This window comes from Anaerospora sp. (assembly GCF_032013335.1).
In the GTDB taxonomy this organism is placed as follows: domain Bacteria; phylum Bacillota; class Negativicutes; order Sporomusales; family DSM-15969; genus Anaerospora.
Map to the genome: position 1 here is coordinate 378,977 of NZ_DALZUO010000001.1, position 20,881 is coordinate 399,857.

General features: G+C 44.2%; 18 protein-coding genes. 12 read left to right on the plus strand and 6 right to left on the minus strand.

What is annotated here, in order from left to right; translation table 11 throughout:
• Nucleotides 1-8: 8 nt before the first annotated feature.
• The 6 genes from RTR76_RS01855 to RTR76_RS01880 all read left to right on the plus strand — a co-directional run bounded on the left by RTR76_RS01855 (nucleotide 9) and on the right by RTR76_RS01880 (nucleotide 6,488).
• A complete protein-coding gene (locus RTR76_RS01855) occupies nucleotides 9-749 on the plus strand; it encodes a ferredoxin family protein (RefSeq protein ID WP_312516066.1) in 741 nt (246 codons plus the stop codon).
• A 3-nt stretch (nucleotides 750-752) separates the two neighbouring features.
• Entirely contained in the window at nucleotides 753-1,391 is a 639-nt protein-coding gene (locus RTR76_RS01860; RefSeq protein ID WP_312516069.1) for a hypothetical protein, read from the plus strand.
• Between the two features lie 135 nt (nucleotides 1,392-1,526).
• Entirely contained in the window at nucleotides 1,527-1,988 is a 462-nt protein-coding gene (locus RTR76_RS01865; RefSeq protein ID WP_312516072.1) for a MarR family winged helix-turn-helix transcriptional regulator, read from the plus strand.
• Nucleotides 1,978-3,180, plus strand: a complete 1,203-nt coding sequence (locus tag RTR76_RS01870; protein WP_312516075.1) for an MFS transporter — start codon at nucleotides 1,978-1,980, stop codon at nucleotides 3,178-3,180. The genes RTR76_RS01865 and RTR76_RS01870 overlap by 11 nt, the downstream gene beginning before the upstream one ends.
• 186 nt (nucleotides 3,181-3,366) lie before the next feature.
• Nucleotides 3,367-5,979, plus strand: coding sequence for an ATP-binding protein (locus RTR76_RS01875; protein ID WP_312516078.1), 2,613 nt, complete (start codon nucleotides 3,367-3,369; stop codon nucleotides 5,977-5,979).
• Between the two features lie 11 nt (nucleotides 5,980-5,990).
• Nucleotides 5,991-6,488, plus strand: coding sequence for an isochorismatase family cysteine hydrolase (locus tag RTR76_RS01880; RefSeq protein ID WP_312516081.1), 498 nt, complete (start codon nucleotides 5,991-5,993; stop codon nucleotides 6,486-6,488).
• A 35-nt stretch (nucleotides 6,489-6,523) separates the two neighbouring features.
• Here the strand turns inward: RTR76_RS01880 and RTR76_RS01885 are convergent, their stop codons facing one another.
• Entirely contained in the window at nucleotides 6,524-7,858 is a 1,335-nt protein-coding gene (locus tag RTR76_RS01885; RefSeq protein ID WP_312516084.1) for a Na+/H+ antiporter NhaC family protein, read from the minus strand.
• 328 nt (nucleotides 7,859-8,186) lie between these two features.
• Between RTR76_RS01885 and RTR76_RS01890 the strand changes: the two genes are divergently transcribed.
• Nucleotides 8,187-10,028, plus strand: coding sequence for a tetratricopeptide repeat protein (locus RTR76_RS01890; protein WP_312516087.1), 1,842 nt, complete (start codon nucleotides 8,187-8,189; stop codon nucleotides 10,026-10,028).
• A 15-nt stretch (nucleotides 10,029-10,043) separates the two neighbouring features.
• Here the strand turns inward: RTR76_RS01890 and RTR76_RS01895 are convergent, their stop codons facing one another.
• Nucleotides 10,044-11,510: a PAS domain S-box protein gene (locus tag RTR76_RS01895; protein WP_312516090.1), complete on the minus strand. Its 1,467-nt coding sequence runs from the start codon at nucleotides 11,508-11,510 to the stop codon at nucleotides 10,044-10,046.
• A 395-nt stretch (nucleotides 11,511-11,905) separates the two neighbouring features.
• Here RTR76_RS01895 and RTR76_RS01900 point away from each other — a divergent pair, with 395 nt between their 5' ends.
• Nucleotides 11,906-13,831, plus strand: a complete 1,926-nt coding sequence (locus RTR76_RS01900; protein ID WP_312516093.1) for a bifunctional diguanylate cyclase/phosphodiesterase — start codon at nucleotides 11,906-11,908, stop codon at nucleotides 13,829-13,831.
• A 32-nt stretch (nucleotides 13,832-13,863) separates the two neighbouring features.
• On the opposite strand, the gene RTR76_RS01905 is transcribed toward RTR76_RS01900, so the two are convergent.
• The 3 genes from RTR76_RS01905 to RTR76_RS01915 form a co-directional block, all read right to left on the minus strand.
• Complete coding sequence (locus tag RTR76_RS01905; RefSeq protein ID WP_312516095.1) at nucleotides 13,864-14,319, minus strand: hypothetical protein; 456 nt, start codon at nucleotides 14,317-14,319, stop codon at nucleotides 13,864-13,866.
• A 70-nt stretch (nucleotides 14,320-14,389) separates the two neighbouring features.
• Nucleotides 14,390-15,127, minus strand: coding sequence for a 3D domain-containing protein (locus RTR76_RS01910; protein ID WP_312516098.1), 738 nt, complete (start codon nucleotides 15,125-15,127; stop codon nucleotides 14,390-14,392).
• Between the two features lie 178 nt (nucleotides 15,128-15,305).
• On the minus strand, nucleotides 15,306-16,196 hold the full coding sequence (locus RTR76_RS01915) for a LysR family transcriptional regulator (RefSeq protein WP_312516101.1): 891 nt from the start codon (nucleotides 16,194-16,196) through the stop codon (nucleotides 15,306-15,308).
• 126 nt (nucleotides 16,197-16,322) lie between these two features.
• Here RTR76_RS01915 and RTR76_RS01920 point away from each other — a divergent pair, with 126 nt between their 5' ends.
• Nucleotides 16,323-17,183 carry a DMT family transporter gene (locus RTR76_RS01920; RefSeq protein WP_312516104.1) on the plus strand — a complete coding sequence of 287 codons (861 nt, stop codon included), beginning with the start codon at nucleotides 16,323-16,325 and terminating at the stop codon, nucleotides 17,181-17,183.
• 182 nt (nucleotides 17,184-17,365) lie between these two features.
• Here RTR76_RS01920 and RTR76_RS01925 read toward each other — a convergent pair whose 3' ends face one another.
• Complete coding sequence (locus RTR76_RS01925; protein ID WP_312516107.1) at nucleotides 17,366-18,229, minus strand: LysR family transcriptional regulator; 864 nt, start codon at nucleotides 18,227-18,229, stop codon at nucleotides 17,366-17,368.
• Nucleotides 18,230-18,690: 461 nt separating this feature from the next.
• On the opposite strand from RTR76_RS01925, the gene RTR76_RS01930 reads away from it, so the two are divergent.
• From RTR76_RS01930 to RTR76_RS01940, 3 genes are read left to right on the plus strand one after another with little or no spacing between them, the layout of a single operon-like run.
• A complete protein-coding gene (locus tag RTR76_RS01930; RefSeq protein WP_312516110.1) occupies nucleotides 18,691-18,873 on the plus strand; it encodes a 4Fe-4S binding protein in 183 nt (60 codons plus the stop codon).
• A gap of 16 nt (nucleotides 18,874-18,889) precedes the next feature.
• Complete coding sequence (locus RTR76_RS01935; protein WP_312516113.1) at nucleotides 18,890-20,026, plus strand: 2-oxoacid:acceptor oxidoreductase subunit alpha; 1,137 nt, start codon at nucleotides 18,890-18,892, stop codon at nucleotides 20,024-20,026.
• A gap of 32 nt (nucleotides 20,027-20,058) precedes the next feature.
• On the plus strand, nucleotides 20,059-20,880 hold the full coding sequence (locus RTR76_RS01940) for a 2-oxoacid:ferredoxin oxidoreductase subunit beta (RefSeq protein WP_312516174.1): 822 nt from the start codon (nucleotides 20,059-20,061) through the stop codon (nucleotides 20,878-20,880).
• Nucleotide 20,881 lies beyond the last annotated feature (1 nt).

Sequence of the window (20,881 nt, forward strand, 5' to 3'; positions counted from 1 at the left end):
GGGCTGTTATGCGAATTGATAAAAATAAATGTGCCGGATGCGGCCAATGCACGGAGTTTTGCACCCTCGGCAAGATAGCGGCGCGGCGGCGTGATTCCCGAACGGGAAAGCTGTATTATGAGATCGATGAGGATGAATGTGTGGACTGTGGGGTTTGCCTGCGGGCGGCGGTTTGTTGTACTGGAGCTTTATTTATGCCGCAGTATGAATGGCCCCGCACAGTGCGCTCAGCTTTTAGCGATCCGACTGTCGAGCACCGTGAGACCAAGGTACCGGGGCGGGGGACTGAAGAGATCAAAACCAATGAGGTTACAGGACGAATCAAGCGCGGCTTTGTAGGCATCTCCTGTGAAATGGGACGCCCAAATGTAGGGGCCCGCTTTCGTGATATTGAGAAAGTAGCTGTTGCTCTCGCCAAACTTGGGGCGGAGTTTGAGCCGAATAACCCCTGCACCCGGTTGATGGCTGATCCACATACCGGCATATATAAGGATGAGGTCCGGGATGAAAAAGTCCTTTCTGCGATTATTGAAATGATCGTACCTATCGAAAAAATGGCTGCTATTTTGACGGCCATCCGCCAGGTTGCCGCTGAAGTGGACTGTGTATTTTGTGTCGATCTGATTACCATACTGGAAGAGGATAATTTGGTGCCAACGCTGCCTGTACTACATGAGTTGCAGTGGGCATACCGGCCAAACGGGAAAATGAACACAGGTCTTGGCAGACCGCTGGCAAAGGGGGAGTAAAGCGTGTCGCATACATTACACCGGCGAGGTACGCCGGAAAATCTGGAGAATGACTTTCCTATGCATGCTATGCCGGCCAGGGGCTTTAATCATGAAGGGGCCGGACCTAAATTACAACAGTTCTTAAAAATTGCGCATGCACACAACCCCGTTAACTTAGGTGATGTCAAGCTTGGCAACCAGTATGTCACGGATTACGAGGAACTTTATGAGAAATTGACGACAAGCAGCACGCATGCTGTTTTGGCAAATCAAGAGGACTTGACGGCGTTGCTGGCGGAAGTTAAAAAGGCCGATCTGGGCATGTCCCTTACGGTATCGGGCTTATTTGAAAAACTCTTTGAGTGCTGCGCACAGGCCGGGATTCAACCCCATGCCGTGGAGCACTCTTTAGGAATATTGGGGAAAACGGAAAAAATGCCTGAAGAAGAGATATCACAGGTAACTACGATGTGTGGTCATGGCATGGTGGCACAGGGGCTGGTGCGCCGCCTCATCCGCAAAGTGAAGAAAAGGGAAATGACACCGGAAGAGGCCGGTATTGAATTGGCAAAGCCCTGCCGCTGCGGTATTTTCAACCCGGCCCGGGCAGCAATGCTCATTGAGGAATATTGCGCATTGTTTGCTGTTTCGGTGAAATAGAATATGGGACAAGGGACCTGTCCCCTTGTCCCACATAACCTTAATAAATATTGACGTAGTGTAAGAGAATCAGTATACTCATTATAAAATGTGTATATACACGTAATGGGTTTTCCAGGATAGAGAGGTGGTAGTATGCAGCACATTCATGAAGTTTACCCAAAACGCTCTAGTCCGTGCACTTGCATGAACATGCGACGCGCTTCGCGAGCGCTTACTCATTTTTATGATGAAGTTTTAGAACCGAGCAGGCTCACCGTAAATCAGCTGGCGTTACTCAGAAATCTTGAAGTGTTAGAGCAGGCCACTATTGGACAGTTAGCGAAAACAATGCGAATCGACAGAACTACGCTGAATCGCAATATGAAGCCGCTGGCCGATGCCGGACTAATAGAAAGTCATCCAGGCCAAGATACCCGCACCAAAGTAATCATACTTACAGAAGAAGGAAAAGCTGCCGTAGGCTTGGGATGGAGGCTGTGGGGAGAGGCGCAGCAATCAATCAAGGAATATTTGGGTGAAGAGGATTTGGCCAAACTTAAGCAATTGCTTGCGAAGCTAGAGGCGCTTAATAAAGGAGATATGTATGGCAACTAAATTATCCAGGGCAGCATGGCTAATGATGCTAAGCTCAGCCGCAATACTAGCAATAACGATGGGGGCAAGACAATCTGTTGGAATTTTTGTTTCACCCATCGATAGGACGACAGGCTTAGGGATCATTTCTATCAGCTTTGCCCTCGCAGTAGGGCAGTTTATGTGGGGGTTAGCCCAGCCTATTTTTGGCGCAATTGCCGATAAAAAAGGCTCTTACGGTGTACTTGTAGTGGGAGCTTTTATGCTTGCCGGAGGATTAGCGTTAACTCCCTTCGTCAACTCGGAGTGGTCACTTGTGCTGACGATGGGGATTCTAAGTGCAGCCGGAGCAGGTGCCGGAAGCTTCTCCATCTTAATTGGTGCCACGTCTCAGCAACTGCCGCCTGAACACCGGTCTTTTGCCGGCGGTTTTATTAATGCGGGAGGCTCGTTAGGGCAATTCATTTTTGCACCGCTGTTACAAGCAATCATTAGTGGCTTTGGCTGGATTACTGCCATGTTCACTATGGCGGCAACCACTCTCCTCACTATTCCGCTTGCCTCATTGCTCAGCGGTAAACAATCTCAGGAAGCAGTAGCTGCTACAGCGAAGACTTCAATAGGACTGATGGAGCAAATCCGGATTGCGATGCAGGACAAGAGTTACCTCTGCCTGCATGCCGGTTTTTTTACCTGCGGCTTTCATATTGCATTTTTGGTGACCCATTTACCTGGTGAAGTTGCGTTATGCGGGCATTCGGCACATGTCTCGGCTGCAGCCTTAGCAATCATTGGTTTATTTAATATTGCGGGCAGTTTGTTTGCCGGTAAGCTTGGCTCTCACTTCCGCATGAAGTATATCCTTGCAGTCATGTACGGCAGCCGGGCGGTAATGATTGGACTCTATCTACTGGCTCCTAAAACGGAACTGACCTTTTATATTTTTGCCATGGCACTTGGGTTTACCTGGCTGGCAACAGTACCGCCAACAGCCGGTCTGGTAGGAAAACTATTCGGAACCAGATATTTAGCGACTCTATTCGGCTTGACGCTGCTTTCCCATCAGATTGGCGGATTTTTAGGTGCCTGGCTCGGCGGACTTTCGATGGCCCATGATGGCAATTACCTGTGGATGTGGTATGCTGACATTGGATTGGCAGCGTTAGCTGCACTGGTTAATCTTCCGATACGGGAAGATAAAGTAAACGTTTGAGTAGTTTCATATGGCAAACGGCAAGGCTTCAGAGTTCGGAGCCTTGCCGTTTTTATTTCTTTGGGCAATTTTAGGGGTTATGTGATCCATTGATGAATGAGCGTATAAAATACACGAGCGATATGGGAGGAATATTGAAAATTCTGGTAAATATAGTAGTTTAATGGAGATATTCGGAGGATATATATGGGATTCTTACACAAGTGTTGTAATGGTATGCGAACAGAAGTGATAGCACGACCATTCTTGAAAGTAGATTTTAGGGGGTTATCCCGGTATTCGTGGCTGATTATTTTCCTAGGAACTCTTATAATAAGCGGGATATGGTCTTTTGCTTATCGACAAATCAATTACGACTATGACAGGACGATTAAAGAAGCCTCACGGGAAACGATGAACTTAAGTATAGCTTTTGAAGAACATGTCCGAAGAATTATTTCCGATATAGATAAAGAACTTATTAGCATTAAACAGGTTTATGAACGTAGTAATTTCTCCGATTCAGCACTTAGTGCTTATATTCGCGAAGCGGTGAGCAGATCTGATGGACAAAAAGCTATCGTAATGAATGAGAGGGGAAACGTGGTAGCTGCCTATTCCGAATATGGATTGATCTCAAATGTTTCAGATCAGGAGTACTTCCAAGTTCACCTCACTGGCGATCCTAATAAGCTGTATATTGGAAAACCAATAGACGGAAATGGCGGTGAGGCCCTGATCCCTTTAGCCCGCCGTATTAATAAGCCGGATGGATCGTTCGGTGGAATTGCCGTTATTAACCTCAGAGTAGCTTATTTTCTGGAGTGCTATCAAAAGATAGACATTAGACAGAACAACTCATTGTCGGTTATTGGTAAAGATGGTGTTATCCGGGCCAGGCGAAGCAACGGTAAATTAGGAAGTGGTCAGGATATCCGTGAAAGCAATCTCTGGAAGAGTGCACAGAACAGTCCTTATGGAACAATAATAGGAAAAAATTATGTGGATGGGAATGCTCGATTAGCCAGTTATCGTGTCATGCCGGATTATCCTCTAATCGTTTCTATTGCAGTTTCTACTCAACTAGCGTTGGCTGATCATGAGAAGCGCAAATGGGATTATATACTGGGAGCTTCGCTAGCCAGTATTTTCATAGTAGCTTTTTTGGGCTTGCTGATTAATTGTGCTGCGAGGCAGAATGCACTCACCAGAGAATTGGAGATACTTGTCGAGGAAAGAACAAAAGAGCTGCAAAAACAGTATGCAATGCTGCAAGAGAGAGATAAGGAACTTTACCAGCTCAATTGCGAATTAATTGAAACAAGCGCAGCTGTTCAGGCGGAAAAAGAGCGGCTATCATCGCTGGTGTGCAGTATTAGTGATGAGGTATGGTTTGTTGATATGGAGAAAAGAGTTACATTGGTAAATCCCACTGCACTTAAGGAGTTTAGCCTTAAAGATGGTGAAATGGATTTAATGGAACTAGCTTTAAGTCTGGAGATAATGCGTGCGGATGGGAGTCGACGGCCTCTTGATGAAGCACCTCCTTTGTATGCGCTTCAAGGCAGAAGTGGTAACTATCAGGAAATAGTCCGGACACCTGCAACTGGTGAACTACGCTATCGTGAGGTCAGATCTAATCCCGTAAGGGATATTAGTGGCAATATTATAGGGGCGGTATCCATCGTCCGCGATATAACTGATCGCAAAGCGATGGAAGACGAACTAAAAAAGCATCGCGATGACCTTCAACTGCTTGTTGAGGAACAATTGCAGAAGTTAAGAGAAATAAATACCGAAATGACCGCAATATTTGAGAGTATTAGTGACCCCTTCTATGTCCTGGATAAGGATGGACGATTAACCTATATAAATAAAGAAGCTGCTCAAGTTAATTTGAAACTAAACGAAGCGCATATCGGGCAGAAGATATGGGAATTATTCCCTGAATTAATTGGAAGTGAATTATATGAAAGCTATTATGAGGCATGTACGAATGAAATACCCAAGCATTTGGTATTTCAAAGTATAGATGGGCAAAAATTGTTTGATGCCCATTTATATCCATATGAAAATGGTCTTTTTGCATACTTCCGTGATGCTACAGAACAAAAGAAATATGAGACAGAGTTATCGAGGCTGGAACGGCTGAATGCCGTTGGAGAGATTGCAGCCAGCATCGGCCATGAGGTTCGAAACCCCATGACTACTGTGAGGGGATATTTGCAGAGGTTTACTCAAAAAGCCGCATTTAAAGAATATCAAGCCCAATTAATGTTGATGATTGAAGAGCTGGACCGGGCAAACAATATTATTACAGAGTTTTTGTCGTTGACAAAAACTAAGACAAATCAAATGAAGCTATGTGATCTTAATATGGTAATTAGAAATCTTTTTCCATTAGTTCAGGCCGATGCTTTTCGGAGAGGCAATACTATTGAACTGCAACTTGAAGAGATTCCTGAAGTAGTAATGGATGATAAAGAAATTCGCCAATGCATTCTTAATCTGGTTGGAAATGGCCTCGATGCTATGCCTAAAGGTGGTAAGGTAACCATTGGAACAGCACAATTAGGCAATCACGTGGTACTGACCGTCCGGGATAGGGGCTTGGGTATACCAAGCCACATAAAAGAAAAGTTAGGAACACCATTTTTTACAACTAAGGAGCACGGTACCGGGCTTGGATTATCTGTTTGCTACCGGATTGCACAGCGTCATAAAGCGTCGATTAAAATTGAGACGGGTCCGGAAGGAACATTGTTTTATTTCATTTTTAATACGGTTCCCGTTCAGTATTTGTCCAGCAATTCTTTATAGGGGGGAAAGAAATGAGAGCTGCTTTATTAGTGATCGATATGCAAAAACATTATGTTTTTGCCAGTGAGGAAAAGACGAAAATAGCCCTAAAAGTGGTCCCCTGTATTAATTCCGTTATTGCGCTATTTCGCAGCAAAAAACTACCCATTATCTGCATTCAGCATATGGATAGCGAAGAAGGCGTTGTTCCGGGGACAGACAAATTTCAAAACATAGAACAATTGGGAATTGCTGCCAATGATATTCACATTATCAAGACTTATGGCAATGCATTTAATAAAACCAATCTTGCAGAGAAGCTACAAGAGCTCGCTGTTGACACGGTCATCCTAACCGGTTATTGTGCCGAGTATTGTGTTCTCTCTACATATCGAGGAGCAGAGGATATGGATTTAACGCCTATTATCGTGCGCAATGCAATTGCCAGTGGCAATATGGAGCATATTCGTTTTGTGGAAAACATAAACGAAGTCATATCCTTAGGTGCTCTAAAAGCTGCATTATCTTAATAACCGATAGAGTGGAGAAAGCCTCAACCTGTCATTCAGGCTGAGGCTTTCTCCTTTTCATTTCCTGCGAGTTTCAATCGTATAAGACATACCAGCGGAAGCAGATATAAATAAAAAGCATAAGGAATGAATTCGACGGGACTCACATCCATGGTAGTAGTAGGGACAAAAGCTGCAATATTCCAGGGGATAAGGGCCGCTAGTACAATTCCGGTGTTTTCTAAATCAAGCGCTAATGTATACTTATCGATGTTTTTCTCTTGGTAAGTGCTAGTCACAAGCTGATTGGTTAAAACAATTGCCATCGACTGATTGCAGCCAAAAGCAGCGGTTAAAATACTGACGATAATGGTATAAGCAAAAAGCTCAGCCCGTGTTCTTGCCCTGGCAAGGACTTTTTCTACGCTGTTCAGCATATTTGTCCCGTCGAATATTCCGGCTAAAGCGCAAGAAACATATACAACCAGTGAAGCCTTCCACATAGAAATAATGCCGCCGCCTTTAATTATGGAATAGAGTGGATTGTCGGGATGCAAATAAAAACCAAAGAACAAATAGTGGATAATATCGTTCATGCTATCATGTTGAATAAAAATACTAAGCAGTACTGCTATGAAAATGCTGCAGAGCATGGAGCTTTTGACATTCACTTTAAATACTGAAAAAGCTACGATAAGAATTGCTGGTAATAAAGCTAACCAATCGATAAGAAAGCTGTTTAAGATTTCCCTATCAATGCTGCTTTCCACAATGCTTAATGGCTGGGTGAAGGAGAAAAAAGTATATAGAATGATAGAGATAATAAACGGGATGACGGATGATGAAACCATATTTCGTATATTGGTAAAAATATTTGTTTCCGTTAAATTTGCAACTAAATTGGCGCTGGAAGACATGGGAGAACATCTATCTCCAAAGTAGGCTCCGGCAATAATTGCTCCCGCTGCTAAATTTGGATCAACATTACCGCTTTTTGCCATGACAATTAAAGCTATGCCTACTGTGCTGACTGTTCCTAATGATGTGCCAAGTAGAACAGATACTAATGAGCTTATTAGGAACGCATATAGGATAAAGTAGTTAGGATTCATAAGTTTGATTCCGTAATAGACAATTGCAGGGACCGTTCCTGCTGCCATCCAGATAGCAGTTATAGCCCCTATTAATATAAATATCTTTAAAACTACAAATGCTTTTTTCCCTCCGTTAAAAGACATCCTACAAATATCTTTTAACGAGAATCCTCTTCTCCAAGAAAGAAGAGCAAAAATGCATAAACCAATTAATAAAGGAATACCCACAAAAATCCCCTTATAAATAGAAAAAAGCAATATACTGAATGTAACAAACATGCCGATAATAATATCCATGTTATCCCCCAGTTGCCTCTAGCACTTTACTTAAGAAAAACCACAGTGGAAGTTAATAATAGTAAATACGGATCTGGTTTTATGTTAGTATAAAATGCCAGATCAGACAAATGGATTATTTGTATAAAAATCAACGCGTACGCCGATAAAGACAGATGGATGCACAATAGCGCTTTGTAGGTACCCCTGCTGCCGGATGTCGCCCCTGTGCGCTTAAAATTCCGCATGGTGATACAACCCTGGCCGAGAGGAGTAGGTCTATTGCTGTCGAATGTATCTACTAGTTTTTTGAAGGCAGCTTAAAAAGAGAGGCAAAAAGATAGTTGTTATGAAAGTATTATACAAGGCGGCAGCAAGACAAGTACTGCTTTTTGTTCTGCTATTACTGGCAGGAGTGTCTCTTCAGGTTGCAGCAGCTTCTATTGGGCATGAGGCTCAAAATCGGTTAGCCGAGATCGAGCGGGAAGCTGCCGAAAGTGTTTATACCCGGCCCGAAAAGGCAATTGAACTTAGCAATGAGGCGCAGCTCCTGGCAAAAGAGCTGGACAATCAAGAGGTTTTAACGTCAGCTCTGCTTACTGCCGGTCTGGCACATATGCGGCTTGGTAATGCGCTTGAAGCTCGCGATTATCTGGAGCAAAGCCGGGAGCTTGCCCGGCACATTGGCAGCCTTAAAGGAGAAGGCGATGCGGAAAATCATCTGGGCACTGTCTATTTTGAACAAAGTCAGTTTGACAGGGCGCTGCAGCATTATGTGAAAGCCCTGGAGATTCGCAAAGCAATTGAAGATAAAGTAGGAATGTCCAAATCCATTAATAATATGGGCAGGGTACATCACAAGCTGGGCAATTACGATAAAGCAATAGAATTGTTTCGCGAGGCATTGCTGCTAAAACCCGAAAACGACCAAAGTGGGCGGGTAAATACCTTAAATAATCTTGGTCTTGTTTACAGGGCAAAAGGGGATATTCCGTCGGCAATGGCTGTTTTTCAAGAAGCCTTGCAGCTGGCTGAAAGCATTCAGTCAGTACAGGGAATTGCTTATTCCATGCTGTCCCTTGGCGAGACGTACAAGCTGACCGGGCAGCTCACGCTTGCGGAAAGCTATACGCTGAATGCGTTGGCTCATTACGAGTCCATCCAATATACCCATGGTGTTGCCTATACGCTATTTCGTGCCGGGGTCATCTATGCCGAGCAAGGAGAGAGTGCAAAAGCACTTGATTATTACGACCGGTCAGAGCTTACGGCAGAGCAGATTAAGCAAAAAGGGTTACGACGGGACATAGCCTGGGAAAAAGCAAAAATTTTTGAAGCCTCTCTGGATTTACCGCAGGCACTGTCATATCTGCATAAATATATATCCCTGCAAGAATCGATTCTCAATTCTGATTTGCACCAAAAAATACTGATTTTACAAAATCAGCATGAGCTGGAAGGAAAAGCAAAAGAAATAGAATTACTGCATAAAGATGTTACGCTCAAAAATGCGCAGTTGAACATTCAATGGCTGTTATTGGCTGTAGTGGCTACTTTTTTGGCTGCTAGTATTGTGTTTGCCTTGTTTATGTATCGGCAGAACAAATGGCGAAAAAACAAAGAAAAAGAATTGCTCTCTGCCACCGCTAGTCTGGAAACAGCTAACCAACGTCTCAGCCAATTGGCCGATACAGACTTTTTGACCCGGGTGGCAAACAGGCGGCGCTTTAATAAAGAGTTTGTAGCTGCATGCCGGCAGGTGGCAAAAGAGAAAAATGCACTGGCAGTTATTATCATGGATATTGATTTTTTTAAAGAGTACAACGACCACTACGGTCATCTGCAGGGTGACGAATGCCTGGTGCAGGTAGCGGCCGTTTTACAGGATACATTTCTGAATGAGGAATGTCTGTTAGCCCGGTACGGTGGAGAAGAGTTTGTTGTATTGATTAGGGGCGACTGTAGTCAGGCGTTTCAATATGCCGAAAAGGCCAGGCTCTATATTGAAGAATTAAACCTGCCTCATCTGCGTTCTGCTTTTGGGCGGGTAACTTGCAGCTTCGGCTTAGCTTGTTTTGTTCAGCATGGTATGCCTCAAGAGTTGTTAGCCCAAGCGGATAAAGCCCTTTATGAGGCTAAGCGCTCAGGGCGCAACAAGGTAGTTCAGTTTGGCTTTGGCAGCGGAGAGTAAAGTTAACGGCAAGGTTCAGGATTTCTGAGCCTTGCCGTTGTTCATTGGAACCGTAAATTTAACGGTGAAACGCGTGCGATTCTCTTGTGACTCGACGCTTAAGTTAGCGTGATGCCTTTCGGCAATACTGTAGCACACTGCCAGGCCTAAACCGGTACCGGAATCTTTGGTAGTGAAAAACGGTGTGCCAAGTGAATTAATAATTTCCGGCGGTATGATGGGGCCGGTATTTTCAATCGCCAGGTATACTTGATCCTGTTCTTCCCAGGTTAGGATTTTAATCGTATCGCCTTTATCCGTCGCCTCGATTGCGTTTTGTAAAAGGTTCAGCAAGAGCTGGGTAATTTCGTGCTGATCAATCAGCAAAGAGGAAGTATGGCCTAACTCAATTTTAATGACCCTGTCTTTTTCTAATGCGTTTGCCTCGATTAGGGGATAGATGGTTTCTATTAGCTGATTAATATTTTTTGTTTCAAGATGAACGCGTTTATCTTTCGCTAAGCTTAAGAACTCAGTAATAATGGAGTTAGCGCGGTCAATTTCTTCAATCATCAAATGCAATTGACTTGCGATATATTCGTTTTCGGGGCGGCGTTGCAGCATCTGCAAATATCCCCGGACAGTTGTCATTGGATTGCGTACTTCGTGGGCAATGCCAGCCGCCATTTGTCCAACCAGGTGCAGCTTTTCCGCTCGCTCAGCTATTGCCTGCATTTTTTTCCTGTCGGTAATATCACGGACGATAGACACTAATGCATGAATCTTTCCATAAGAGTTTCTCAATGGCGACATCGAAATGCTGACATCGACACGCGTTCCATCTTTGCGAATTTTCGTTGTCTCAAAGTCCTTTATGCTTTCGCCGGCAGAGACCATTTTGACCATATATTCTGCATGGTTCATTGTATCTGGCGGCGTGACCGGCAGCCTCCGGTCAAGAACCTCGGCAAGCGGCCAGCCAAAAATCTCTTCGAAGCCTTTGTTTGCTTGTACTAAGATTCCGTCTAAATCAAAAATCGCAATTGCATCTGTTGCGTTTTCAAAGATTGCTCTCAACTGTTCAATAGCAAGTCCATAGTTTTCCTGTACCTTATAGTGATTGGTCATATCAAGGATTGACAAAATCGTTATTATGCGCCCTGTTCTATCTTCAAATCTTGCAGACGAAAGGATGGCAGGGAATTTTGAACCGTCACTGCGCACGAGCGTAAGTTCGATGGTAGTGCAGTTGTTTTTTTCTAACTGCTGTAAAGATCGTCCTAAGCGGGGATCGGCAGGATCTATCAAGCCTTGCCGGCCGGCTTTGATAAGTTCCTGTTTTGTAAGACCGAACATGGTACAAGCAGCAGGGTTGGCTGTAAGTATGATACCGTGCCCTGTACACATCAAGAGCGCTTCAGGACGGTGGTGAAAAAGCACACAGTTTAGAGTAAGCAATAAGTTTCCATTTTCAATTAAGTTGCAATGATTGTTTTGAAACAAAACTTCACCACCTTCTCAACTTGAATTTTAGTTATATTCGGAATTTACTATGCGCTATCCTGCAAAGAATGATGGTTGATAAGATAAATCGCCAAGTATTATTAAATAGCTTTGGCTATGATATCTTTTCATTTTAATTTTTTGTGAAGCCGCTTTCTTAACTTATAGACCATATTTGCCTAGTTTATATTATTCGTGATGGAATTTACTTGTAAAACTTGAGGAAATGAAGTAGTACCCCTATTTAGCTGTCAAAGCAGTTTCAGCCATTAGGAGAAGTCAAGTCAGTACTGTGGAAAATAGGCAGGATAATGCAAAATGTTGCAGAACAATGTAAACCTCAGCAGCCTTAATAAGGCGGCATACTGCAACACCATTCTTGGGGGAGAAGCTTTATGAATTCAAGCAAACTTGCTCTTACTCTACTATTCACTGCCATGTTTGCGCTCACATTTTATATTCGGAGTTTTGTTGCGGATGAGCTGTCTAATATTGAATATAGCGTAAAAACGGTTCAAGACGAAAATGTTAAACAGTTAAGTAAAGTCGTGGAAGTACAGGGAGAGGTCAATAAAGTTCCCTGGCTGGTTTCACGGCTGATCATCTCTGAGGGCGAAGATAAACGCCAATATATTGAAAAGCAAATTATTGTTCAAATAGATGAAATTGAGAAAAAGTATATGAATGACCGCAATCATCGGGAGGATGAGGAGGCACTGCATACGTATGTAGGGAAGAACTGGCAGGGTTATAGGACGTCGGTTTTACAAGTAATGAGTGCCTTTCAGCGTGATAAAATCTTTGAGGCGCGGGACCGGATGGAAGACAGTCTTCTCTACTTGGAACGCGTAAATGACGGCCTGAAAATGTTTGTAGCCCTGCATGAGCGGGATGTGGCAGACAAGACCGGCGGCATTGTCCGTATAATTGTGCTGGCAAAGCAGAATATGATGATTCTTGTTATGGTGGCATTGTTGACATTTATTTTTATTGGGGTCATTGCTTTTCGTAAGATCACTTCTACGGAAAAACAGTTGAGAAAGCAAGCGTACCATGATGATCTTACCGGCTTGCCCAACCGGTTTTCTTTTCAGCAGACCATGAGAGAAGAATTGCAGAAAGCGGATCGGCCGGACAATGGAGCCGTATTATTCTTGGATATGGATAATTTTAAAATCATAAACGATCACTATGGACATGATGCCGGTGATCAGTTTTTGGTGATTATTGCTAACAGAATCAGATCCTTATTTGGGGAGGATGTTTTTGGAGCCCGTTTTGGTGGTGATGAGTTTGCCCTTTTTCTGCGTAAGGCAGATGAAAAGCAGGTTGAAAAGCTGCTTAGCGAGTTGCGGGGGATCATTGCCGAGCCTGTGCAGGTGCAAGGAGTGTTGATTTCGCCAACTCCCAGTATTGGAGTGGCTTTTTATCCGCACCATGGAGATACTGTAGTGGAGCTGTTGAAAAACGCAGATATCGCCATGTATCAGGCTAAAAGTAAAAAAAATGCCTATGTTATTTATGAAGCCAAGTTGTTGAGTGATATTACGGCCCGCCAGCTGATGGAACAAAGTCTCAAACAAGCAGTGGACAGGAATGAGTTTTCTTTAGTGTATCAGCCGCTGATTTGCGTGAAGACTCATCAAATCATTGGACTTGAAGCATTGCTGCGCTGGAAGTCAGGGCAGCTGGGTGACGTTTCACCGGTAGAGTTTATCCCCTTGGCAGAAGCGACAGGGACCATTATCCCGATCGGCTGCTGGGTACTCAATCATGCTGCGGCTATGATTAAAACGCTTGAGCAGCTCGGTGCCCGTGATATTTTTATCTCGGTGAACGTTTCGGTTATTCAACTCATGCAGGAGGATTTCATTGATATTGTTGAAAAAGTCGTAACAACACAAGGTATTGCCCTGAACAGCCTCAAAATAGAGATAACCGAAACTGTGTTAGTTGAATCGTTCCCCTTGATCAAAACAAAAATTAAGCTGTTACGTGATATGGGAATTAAAATTTGTCTCGATGACTTTGGTACAGGCTATAGCTCTATTAATTATTTGACACGTCTGCCGCTGGATATTTTAAAACTGGATAAGTCGTTGGTTCGTGATCTGAATCGCAATGAACGTTCACAGGTAGTATTCAGGAACTTAATTCAAATGGCACATGGCATCGGTATCAAAGTAGTTGCCGAAGGTGTAGAGACCCAACAACAAATGGAACTAATCCAGGGGCTAGGCTGCGACTATGCGCAGGGATATTACATTAGCAAGCCCGTTGGAGCGGAAGATGTTATTCAGTTAAGTATGAAAAGGCCGTAAGCAGGGTGCTTACGGCTTTTTGTTGCAGGTTTTTAACCTCCTTCGATTTCGGTTGCAGTGAAGGTGATTGGTCCGATAACGGTAGCTGCGCTGCCGATATTAGGAAGCTCTGCGGTGAGATAGTAAGTGTAGAATCTGGAGGAACCGAAACGGGTATCAACATGATTAAAGCTGGTAAGCTTTCTGCTGTCAAAGCCGCTTTCTGCGCTGTCAAGAGCACTAAAGACCAAATTAGTTAATGGTACTCCCCGCCAGATTTTAAATAAGACATCTACTCTTTCCAGACCGGTGCCGTTGGCTACTGCCAGCCAGCCAACCGTTGCATTTAACGCTACAGCGCAATTACAATCGCAGCCGGATCTCATAGTAAGCGTAGCTAATGTTGTAGGAGTAGGTGAGAGTGTCAAGGGGATTGCAACACTTCCGGAAGTGTTGCTTGGCAATACAGAGAAACTAAAGTTTATGAACTCATCATTTTCATTCATCATGTAGTCACCTCGTTTATAATGTATATAACATAATATGAGGTGTGTTTGCTGATTGTGCTAAGCAGCAGTTTTATTTTTCGGGCAATATGTAGACGGTCACATGGCGTCTTCCCCAATCAAAAGCTTCAGCGCGCGTGTCCATGGCAAGATCGATGTGATTGCCATTGATTGCACCACCAATATCATCAGCTAACGCTTCGCCATAGCCAGGGACGTAAAGTCTGGTACCCAGCGGAATTACATCTGGATCAACAGCACACAAACCTCTGCGCAGATAGGTGCCGCGATATGTATAATCGGTACAATCCGGGTCATAACGGGTATAACCGGTGACCATCATTGGGATAGCATAGAGATGAGCCGGAATGTCATTGCTGGATTTTGGCGGAGTGTAAGCAGGCTTACGGGGAACGGGGTTGTTTTGCTGCCGGGTTCCTTTGAAGTTTTTTAGTGCGCTCAAGGTTTTTACACCGACAATACCGTCGGCGAGTAACCCCGCTTCTTGCTGAAACAGCTTGACTGCCTGCAGTGTTTGGTAGCCGAATATGCCATCCGCTTTTCCTGTCAGGTATTCGGCTTTAATCAGGTATCGCTGTACTGTAGTGACCTGGCTGTTTTGCATTCCTAACTTTACTAAGGTAACCGTTTGATTGTTTGGCGGTTTAGGCTGTGCGGGAGTATTCTTCGGGCTTCCCTTAAAAATACCATTAATTATGTTGACTAAGAAAAAACCGGCATGAGCGGGAGTTGGCTGGGAAATGGAAACATAGGAGATAAGGAGCATCAGAATAACTGTCTTTTTTAGCATCTGGCTTACTTCCTTTACTGATAAAGTTGCTTAGTTGAGTGCAGAAGCTGGAAGCAGATTGGTAAGCCACAACTCGGGCTACATTTATGTTATCGCAGGATCTGCCGGTCAAATTAAATAAAACCGGAGCAAAACAAGGCTGTTTTGCTCCGGTAATTTGTGGAAAGAGTATGTTTTCTTAATTTGAATTATTGCGGTAGATTAAGGTAACGAATTGGTTTAATAGGGCAAGAGCGGACTTTTTTGCCGAATCAAGGTGCTTGTGAGTTACTTGGTAGCAAACTCTGGGGGGCGGTGGATCAGTTAAACTCTGGATAACAAATTTATCTGTTTGGGCTAGGGAATTGGCGATTGATCTTGGAACGATCGACCACTGCTGGGCATTCCACATAAGAGAAAAGATCAGTGCCGCCGAATCAATCTGCAAGTTGGCTGGCGTGAAAGCATTCCACCAGCGGTCATGCCATAGCTGATACGCTGGCCCCCAACTGAAAAACAGCTGGTTCCTGCAGTCTAATTCCAAGGGCGAGATGACCGCAGAGGGAGAGCGTTCTGCGGTATTAAGCCGGACTAATACCATTTCATCCACATAGAAAGGCTCAACTATCATGCCTGGAGCCACTCTTTCTGCTTTTACGAAGGCAACATCGACTTCCCTTTTCTCTACGCTTTCATAAGACTCCATCGTATGCTGCGTTCGAATCTTCAAGCGAATAGAAGGGCACTGCTGGCTTATCATCCGATACAATGGTGGCAGTACATATACACTCAGGCTGTCGGCAGCGCCTATTGCTAAACTGGTTTGGGGGCCACGGCTCTGTAAAACCTCAACTTCTTGTTTTAGCAAGCTCCAGCGTTCTGCTAAGACAGCAAAGCTTTCGCCAAACGGAGTCAAGTGAATGGTTTGAATCCCCTTCCGGCGCTCAATGAGCGTCGCGCCCATTTCACGTTCAAGTACCTGTAAGCGATAACTCACCGTTGACTGAGAAAGATGCAGTAGTTCGGCTGCGTTTGTTAAGCTGCGGGTTTGTACAATCGCGAGAAATGCTTCCATACCCAATACATCCACTTGTCATCACCTCCTGAAATATCGAATTATTAGCTATTTTATTGCAAATCTTTGCGTTTTACTAACCTGGCGTTCGTATATTAAAATTAGCTTGAAGGAAGCGCTTTTCTTGAGAGGGGACAAAAGATGACTGGTTTTGCACTTCTGCTTGTAGTGGTAGCTGCATTTTGCCATGCAGCGTGGAATCTGTTAGCTAAAAAAGTTTGCGGAGGTACGGCATTTATCTGGATTTTTGCCAGTTTATCGGCAGTCATCTATTTTCCTTTGGCTTTGTGGATTGTACTGGTGGAAAAACCGTCTATCAGCCCAATGCATCTTGCATTGATAGCAGGCAGTGCTGCACTCCATTCGGTGTATTTCATTTTACTTGATAAAGGGTACCGCTTTGGGGATCTTTCGGTCATCTATCCTCTGGCCAGAGGGACCGGTCCGCTCCTATCTATCTTGACGGCGATTTTCTTTTTGGAAGAACATCCGACCCCGCTTGCTTTGGCAGGAGCTGCTTTTATCGGGATCGGCATACTTGTCATTACAGGTAATCCTTTCAGTCAAAAAGCCTCAGGTGCACAAAAATCGATTATTTATGCCTTGTTTTGTGGTGCTGCCATTGCCGGATATACAGTTGTAGATAAAGTTGCTGTTAGTACCTATTTGCTGCCACCGTTATTGATGGATTGGTCTACAAATTTAGGCCGGGTGCTGCTGCTCACGCCGTATTCTATAAAGAACTGGGCGAAAGTCAAAGAACAGTGGGCTGCTCATAAAAAAGAAGCGCTGGGAGTGGCAATATTGTCGCCATTAGCCTATATTCTTGTCTTAACAGCAATGGTCTTCAGCCCTGTGAGTTATATTGCTCCTGCCCGGGAGGTCAGCATATTGATCGGGGCTATTCTTGGTGCCAAGCTGTTGTCAGAAAGTGATGCTAAACTCAGACTGGCCGGTGCAGGAACCATGATGATTGGATTAGTTGCCTTGGCTATTGGCTAATGATTTTAAAATAAATAGCTTCTTGTTTTCTCTCGATTCTCAGCTAATTGGAGAAGGGAGGATTGGAAATGGAGATGCTTTTCTTTTTTATCGTTGCAATTTTCTTGGCAAAGACAAATGAAAAATAATAGATGAAAAAACGTAGACTTTTAGTCTGCGTTTTTCTTTTCTATCAGCTAAAGCTATTTAAAGAACTCAATAAAATGCGATCCTGCTGCAGAGAGGGGGTGCTTTTTTGACCAGAGAACAGCAGTTGTTGTTTTAAGGTAAGGCCCTCGTAATTTATGAAAAGTTAAGGATGATCCCGGCAGAATATCCACAGCTGATTCGGGAACAATGGCAACGCCTAAGCCCAGATTGGCCCATAGCAATAATAGGGTAATATCATCGCTGGTGCAGAGCAAGGAGGGCTCAAGGCCTTGCTGACGGCAGTGCTCGACAATTGTTGGTGCGGCATGGCGGTGGTGAGCCAGCAGGGGTTTGTCGGCCAGTTGGCTGATTTCCAGGGGCTCTGTACAGGCGGGCAGCATAGCCGGGAGTGCTGCTGCTACCATATCTTCTTCCGGCAATAAAATATAATCATACTGCTCGTAGTCAACGGGCGTGCGAACAATACCAATTTCAATAATTCCCACGTTGAGCAGTTCAAGGATTTTTAACGTTTCTCCCTGGCGAACATGAAAAGTAACTTTAGGATATTGCTGATGAAATTTTTGAATGAGTCCAGGCAGCAGCGATCCGGCCGAAGACGGGATGGTTCCAATCATTAACCGGCCGCTGATTCCGGCTGTTGATTCCTGCAAATCATTGAGAGTTACTTTTTTTAATTCCATCATTTGCTCGGCCCTGTTACGCAGTATGTTGCCAGCTTCTGTTAAGCGGATATGTTTTTTGCCGCGTTCAAAGAGCTGAACGCCTAGCTCTTTTTCGAGTAGAATTAGCTGCTGGCTGAGCGGAGGCTGCGTCACATGCAGCCGTTGCGCCGCTTTGGTTATTTGGCCTTCTTCCGCAACCGCCAGAAAATACTTCAATTGACGGAAATCCATAGTAGTCCTTCTTTCTATCATTCGAAAAAGATATAGATAACAAACAAAAATGATATTTTTATTATAATTAAGATCTTGATATAATTCTAATGAAAGCTAGTGCAGGTGTCAATCATTACGGAGCCGTTTAGAAGATGAATTGTCAGTTATTTTATAATTTTCAATAAATAACGATCGAAGGATGAGCTGCTTTTAACTATTCTTATTTAGTCGAAAAAAATATATATAGCAATCGAAATAGATATTTTTAATATGTTGGATTTTTTGGTATAATCGTAACGGAAGAAAAAACAAGTGCATAACGTCTGCGGTACAGAGAGATTGTCTGAAAAGGGTTTTAAATTTCAGTTATTTTGAAATATTCCGACTTGTTGCTGTGCCGTACAAAAAAGACTAGCTTGTTAGGTGGCTGGTGGCGATTTAGCCCTCGGTTTTATTATAGAAAAAGAGAGGTGATTTCAATGAGCTTAAAAATTCACATGAATCGCTGTAAAGGGTGTGGCATCTGTGTGGAGTTCTGCCCTAAAAAGGTTCTAACCGTAAATCAACTGGAAAAAGTAGAAATTGTGAATGAAAAAGACTGCATCAAATGCCGCCAGTGTGAGATGCGCTGTCCTGATTTTGCCATCTTCGTACAAAAATAGCAAAGGAGTGAATTCGATGTCTTACGAAACAAAACTTATGCAAGGTAACCAAGCGGTAGCCGAAGGTGCCATTGCTGCCGGTGTTACTTTTTTTGGCGGCTATCCCATAACTCCTTCTACTGAAGTGGCTGAATCTCTTGCCAAGGCATTACCAGCTATTGGTGGTAAATTTATTCAGATGGAAGACGAAATCGCCGGTATCGGCGTAATTATCGGTGCTGCCCTTACGGGGAAAAAGGTTATGACAGCAACCAGCGGTCCTGGTTTTTCTTTAAAGCAAGAGCTGCTAGGGTATGCCTGTATTGCCGAAATTCCTATGGTAATCGTTAATGTACAGCGCGTGGGTCCTTCGACCGGACAACCAACTGCACCTGCTCAGGGTGATGTGATGCAAGCCCGCTGGGGAACACATGGTGATCATCCGATCATTGCCCTTACTCCCGGCAGTGTTCCTGAATGTTTTGATCTTACTATCAAGGCTTATGAGTTCTCTGAAAAATATCGCATTCCGGTAATCTTATTACTTGATGAGATTATTGGACACATGCGCGAACGCATTGATCTTCCTACGTCTTATGATAAAATTGCAAAACCCCAGCGTAAGCTTCCTTCCGTATCGCCTGAAGAGTTCCGCGCATACAAACCTGATGCGGATCTTATTCCACCAATGGCTCCATTCGGAACAGGCTATCGTTGGCATGTAACCGGACTGGTGCATGATGAATTCGGCTTCCCTGATGGTTCACCGGCTGCTACGCAGGCCTGCCTGGATCGGCTCCATGCAAAAATCAATAACAATCTGGAAGACATCGTTCTCTATGAGGAATACCTGATGGAGGATGCTGAGGTTGCTGTTCTTGCTTACGGTGGAACAGCCCGGACGGCTTATGCCGCAGTTGATGCTGCACGTGAGAAAGGGATAAAAGTTGGCTTGTTCCGTCCTATTACGATGTGGCCTTTCCCTGAAAAACAGGTCAAGGCGCTTGCCGAGAAAGTAAAGCACCTTATTGTTGCAGAAATGAACTTCGGTCAGTATGTGATTGAAGTTGAACGGGCTGTAGCTGGTAAAATTCCAGTAACACTTCATGCAAAGTACAATAGTGAGGCCATTACACCGAACGAACTGCTGGCTGCTATTGAAAAATGCAGATAAATAACGGTAAGGAGGAAGCTTAGTATATGGAAATGGAACAAATAATTGATAAATATTTTCGCGCGGGCCGGCTGCCTCATATCTGGTGTCCCGGCTGTGGCAATGGAATTGTAACCGGTGCCATCGTCAAAGCAATCGATAAGCTTGCCCTGGATAAAGACGGCATAGCCGTTGTATCGGGGATTGGGTGCTCCAGCCGTGCATCGGGTTACCTTGATTTTAATACAGTCCATTCGGCCCATGGCCGTGCGCTGCCGGTTGCAACCGGCATAAAACTGGCCGAACCACGGCTTAAAGTTATCGTAGTAACAGGTGATGGTGATGCTACGGCTATCGGCGGTAATCATTTTATCCATGCTGCCCGCCGCAACATTGATCTAACTGTAGTGCTCTACAACAATAACATTTACGGAATGACCGGGGGTCAATATTCGCCGCTTACTCCTACCAACTCAAAAGCAACGACAGCTCCCTTTGGGACAGTTGACCGCGCTTTTGATGTAACGGAACTGGCGAAAGGAGCCGGAGCTACATTTGTTGCCCGAGCAACCACCTATCATACGCCAACGCTGGTTGATGTCATTACCCAGGGTATTCAGCATGAAGGCTTCAGCATTATTGAAGCAATCACCGCTTGTCCGATTTCTTACGGGCGCCAGAACAAAATGGGCGCTGCGCCGAATATGATGAAATGGCAAAAGGATAACGGCGTAATGCTGGCAGCCTATGAAAAAATGAGCGACGAACAAAAAGAGGGAAAATTCCCGATTGGCGTTCTCTATAAGAAAACTGCTCCTGAATACACGGCAGAATATGAAAAAGTCATTGCCCGTGCCCAGAAAGGAGCGAAATAGC

What these genes read in the sequence shown, in the direction of transcription:
- RTR76_RS01900 (WP_312516093.1), top strand. Translation starts at nt 11,906, where the DNA reads ATGAATTCAAGCAAACTTGCTCTTACTCTACTATTCACTGCCATGTTT.
- RTR76_RS01875 (WP_312516078.1), top strand. Translation starts at nt 3,367, where the DNA reads ATGGGATTCTTACACAAGTGTTGTAATGGTATGCGAACAGAAGTGATA.
- RTR76_RS01935 (WP_312516113.1), top strand. Translation starts at nt 18,890, where the DNA reads ATGTCTTACGAAACAAAACTTATGCAAGGTAACCAAGCGGTAGCCGAA.
- RTR76_RS01920 (WP_312516104.1), top strand. Translation starts at nt 16,323, where the DNA reads ATGACTGGTTTTGCACTTCTGCTTGTAGTGGTAGCTGCATTTTGCCAT.
- RTR76_RS01885 (WP_312516084.1), bottom strand. Translation starts at nt 7,858, where the DNA reads ATGGATATTATTATCGGCATGTTTGTTACATTCAGTATATTGCTTTTT.
- RTR76_RS01880 (WP_312516081.1), top strand. Translation starts at nt 5,991, where the DNA reads ATGAGAGCTGCTTTATTAGTGATCGATATGCAAAAACATTATGTTTTT.
- RTR76_RS01890 (WP_312516087.1), top strand. Translation starts at nt 8,187, where the DNA reads ATGAAAGTATTATACAAGGCGGCAGCAAGACAAGTACTGCTTTTTGTT.
- RTR76_RS01905 (WP_312516095.1), bottom strand. Translation starts at nt 14,319, where the DNA reads ATGATGAATGAAAATGATGAGTTCATAAACTTTAGTTTCTCTGTATTG.
- RTR76_RS01925 (WP_312516107.1), bottom strand. Translation starts at nt 18,229, where the DNA reads ATGGATTTCCGTCAATTGAAGTATTTTCTGGCGGTTGCGGAAGAAGGC.
- RTR76_RS01930 (WP_312516110.1), top strand. Translation starts at nt 18,691, where the DNA reads ATGAGCTTAAAAATTCACATGAATCGCTGTAAAGGGTGTGGCATCTGT.
- RTR76_RS01940 (WP_312516174.1), top strand. Translation starts at nt 20,059, where the DNA reads ATGGAACAAATAATTGATAAATATTTTCGCGCGGGCCGGCTGCCTCAT.
- RTR76_RS01870 (WP_312516075.1), top strand. Translation starts at nt 1,978, where the DNA reads ATGGCAACTAAATTATCCAGGGCAGCATGGCTAATGATGCTAAGCTCA.
- RTR76_RS01910 (WP_312516098.1), bottom strand. Translation starts at nt 15,127, where the DNA reads ATGCTAAAAAAGACAGTTATTCTGATGCTCCTTATCTCCTATGTTTCC.
- RTR76_RS01865 (WP_312516072.1), top strand. Translation starts at nt 1,527, where the DNA reads ATGCAGCACATTCATGAAGTTTACCCAAAACGCTCTAGTCCGTGCACT.
- RTR76_RS01855 (WP_312516066.1), top strand. Translation starts at nt 9, where the DNA reads ATGCGAATTGATAAAAATAAATGTGCCGGATGCGGCCAATGCACGGAG.